At 63.4% G+C, this 3,693-nt stretch carries 2 protein-coding genes; one reads left to right on the plus strand and one right to left on the minus strand.

The features are described from left to right. A partial coding sequence (locus QOC69_RS15680; RefSeq protein WP_526441088.1) for a sigma-54-dependent Fis family transcriptional regulator occupies positions 1-1,725 on the minus strand: 1,725 nt, incomplete at its 3' end. A 150-nt stretch (positions 1,726-1,875) separates the two neighbouring features. Between QOC69_RS15680 and QOC69_RS15685 the strand changes: the two genes are divergently transcribed. Continuing rightward, positions 1,876-3,537, plus strand: a complete 1,662-nt coding sequence (locus QOC69_RS15685) for an aromatic/alkene/methane monooxygenase hydroxylase/oxygenase subunit alpha (protein WP_526441090.1) — start codon at positions 1,876-1,878, stop codon at positions 3,535-3,537. The last annotated feature ends 156 nt before the right edge of the window (positions 3,538-3,693 follow it).

A 3,693-nucleotide genomic window follows, 5' to 3' on the forward strand; every position in this document is an offset into this window, starting at 1 on the left:
CGACATCCCGAGCGCGTTGGCGGCGTCGGTCTTGTTGCCCCCATTCTCTCGAAGACTGCGCACGATCGCGTCTCGTTCAAGAGCCTCGATCTGGGTCAGCTTGCGTCTGGCCAGGGATCGACACTCAGGGGGTAGCTTGTCCGGTTGGATCACGCCCGAGCGCTGCTGGGCAACGGTTTCGACGAGTACCTGCCGTAGCTGTGCGACGTTCCCTGGCCACGGCAGCTTGCCGAGTTGGCGCATCGCCTCTGGGGCCAGTTGGACGTCGGCACCACGGGTGATTTCGCGCAACAGGAACGGAACCAGCGCTTCAAGGTCTTCGATCCGGTGCCTCAACGCGGGCACCGTGACCGTGTGGGTGAAGAACGGCAGCAGCAGCATCTCGACCAGCGGCGAGTGGCTGGCCGAATTCATCGTCGCGGCGATCCACCCCCGCCCGGCGCACGGTGGCAGGACAGCGGCGAGCATCTCCAGCACCTCATCGGATAAGCAGTCCACATCGGCCAGAACCACGGCGAAGTCGCCATCGTCGGTCGAGGCCACCACCTCACTGATGAATTCCTCAGCGCCCGAGAAGTCTTCGATTCGTAGGACGCGGACCATCTTGTCTGGGTTCAAGTGCTGCGCCACCACCTGGGCGATCTTCGCTCGCCCAGAGCCCGGCTCGCCGTCAAGTACGACCCAGTCCTGGTCGCGGCAGCACCGCTCGACCTGTTGGCAGGAACGGTGCCACGAGCTGCTTCGCCCGGCCAGGCCCGGAATGCCCGGGCGGATCGGTGACCCAATGCCGAACCTGCGCGCCGTCTCCTCGACGGCGAGCCGGATCTGGAACACCACGTAGTTTCCGTGGCCCCGGATCGGAATGCGTTCCGCGGCGGTGATTTTGGCTGTACCGCCGCTGGGCAACTCGACGAGTGCGGTGCTGACGGCATCGGAGTCACGCATGTCCGATGCGTGCTCCAACAGGGCGATTTGGTCGCCCGCGTCCAACGCCTGGCGAAGATAGGGGTTCATTAGCACGACGTCGCCCCCGATCGCCAGCACCCCCAGCGGGAATCGGTGACACTGTCGCAGATAGGTCTCCAGCAGGGCCGTCGTGTTCTCGCTGGTCAGCGCGTTCATTCGATCCTCGATCTGGCTGCGGGCACTGTTGGCCAGAGCGAACAGGAGCGGATTTGCTTGGTTGGCCCAACAGGTGAGGTCGATGACACCGACCACCTTGCCGGTGATGGCGTCTCGAATGGGAGCGCCGGCGCAGGCGAGGCGGCCCAACGTCCCCATGTAGTGCTCGGCACCGCGGATGTAGGTGGCCCGCCCCGTCTCCAGGCTCGTCCCGATCCCGTTCGTCCCGACGAACTCCTCGGCATAGCTGTATCCGCGCGAAAGTCGAACACCGTCCAGTGCCCGCATCATCGTCGCGTCGGAGCACAACCGTTCCAGCACCACACCGTCGGCGGACGTGAGGATCACGCTGACGGCCTGTGCCGCCAAGTCGTCGGCCATCCGCCGCAGGACAGGGGCGGCCGCATGCACCAACGGGGAGTCGGTGTTCGGTTCGCGGACGAACGGCAGGTCGACCCGATCTAGATGAACATGCAGGTCACGCGACCGGCGCCACGAATCCAGGACGCCGGGACCCAGGTTGACGGCATCCAGGGACCCGACCGTGAGGAACTGCTCCCGCGCTCGGCGGAGGTTCGTGGAGACGTCCGCGCTGGAATCCATTCGATGTACTCACCTCGGTGTTGAGCGGCTGCACTCAGAGGCTAGAGCCGTCTCAATATGTGACCGGTCTCACATTGAGACGCCCAGCCTACGCGCAAACCTGTGCCATTGCTTACAGCAGTACATCCGGCCCAACCAGGAGAAGAGACGTTGAGCAGACAAAGTCTGAGCAAGGCTCACAAGAAAATCACCGAACTGTCGTGGGAACCCACATTCGCCACTCCGGCGACGCGATTCGGCACCGACTACAGCTTCGAGAAGGCGCCCAAGAAGGACCCGCTGAAGCAGATCCTGCGGTCCTACTTCCCGATGGAGGAGGAGAAGGACAACCGCGTCTTCGGCGCGATGGACGGTGCGATCCGCGGGAACATGTTCCGCCAGGTCCAGCAGCGCTGGATGGAGTGGCAGAAGCTCTTCTTGTCGATCATTCCGTTCCCGGAAATCTCCGCGGCTCGGGCGATGCCGATGGCCATTGACGCTGTCCCCAATCCCGAGATTCACAACGGGTTGGCCGTCCAGATGATCGACGAGGTCCGGCACTCGACGATCCAGATGAACCTCAAGCGCCTCTACATGAACCACTACATCGATCCCGCCGGCTTCGACATCAGTGAGAAGGCGTTCGCCAACAACTACGCCGGCACCATCGGTCGACAGTTCGGCGAGGGTTTCATCACCGGTGACGCGATCACCGCGGCCAACATCTACCTGACCGTCGTCGCCGAAACCGCCTTCACCAACACCCTGTTCGTGGCCATGCCGTCGGAGGCCGCCGCCAACGGCGACTATCTTCTGCCGACGGTGTTCCACTCGGTGCAATCAGACGAGTCGCGACACATCTCCAATGGCTACTCGATCCTGTTGATGGCGCTCGCCGACGAGGACAATCGCCAGTTGCTGGAACGGGACCTGCGCTACGCCTGGTGGAACAACCACTGCGTGGTCGACGCCGCCATCGGCACGTTCATCGAGTACGGGACCAAGGACCGCCGCAAGGACCGCGACAGCTACGCCGAGATGTGGCGCCGCTGGATCTACGACGACTACTACCGCAGCTACCTCATCCCGCTGGAGAAGTACGGCCTCAAGATCCCGCACGACCTCGTCGAGGAGTCGTGGAACCGGATCGTCAACAAGGGCTACGTGCACGAGGTCGCCCAGTTCTTCGCGACCGGCTGGCCGGTCAACTACTGGCGGATCGACCCCATGACCGACCAGGACTTCGAATGGTTCGAAGACAAGTACCCCGGTTGGTACAACAAGTACGGGAAGTGGTGGGAGAACTACAACCGGCTGAAGTACCCGGGCCGCAATAAGCCGATCGCGTTCGAAGACGTCGACTACCAGTACCCGCACCGGTGCTGGACGTGCATGGTGCCGTGCCTCATCCGCGAGGACATGGTCACCGAGAAGGTCGACGGCCAGTGGCGCACGTACTGCTCGGAGACCTGCGCGTGGACCGACATCAAAGCGTTCCGCCCCGAGTACGAGGGCAGGCCGACGCCGAACATGGGCCGGCTCACCGGGCATCGCGAATGGGAAACCTTGCATCACAACCAGGATCTCGCCGACATCGTCACAGAGCTCGGCTACATCCGCGACGACGGCAAGACGCTCATCCCGCAGCCGCACCTCGACCACGACGACCAGAAGAAGCTGTGGACGGTCGAGGATCTGCGCGGCATCACCTTCCAGAGTCCAAATGTGCTGCTGAACGAGATGTCGGATGCCGAACGGGATGCACACCTGGCCGAATACATGGCCGGCGGGCCGGGCGGCCGACCCGCCGCCACGGCCGGCGTACCCGGCTAGACCCGGTCCCGGTGGCGCGGCGCGCCGAAATCCGCCGCGCCACCAGGACTTCCAACGTGACTTCCAATAGATAGGAGGTACTTCTCATGGCTGATACTCACAACGTCAGGTTCGAGCCGGTTGACCTCGAGATCGAGGTCGAAGAGGACGAGACCA

Origin of the sequence: Mycobacterium sp. (assembly GCF_032162105.1) — a bacterium.
In the GTDB taxonomy this organism is placed as follows: Bacteria; Actinomycetota; Actinomycetes; order Mycobacteriales; family Mycobacteriaceae; genus Mycobacterium.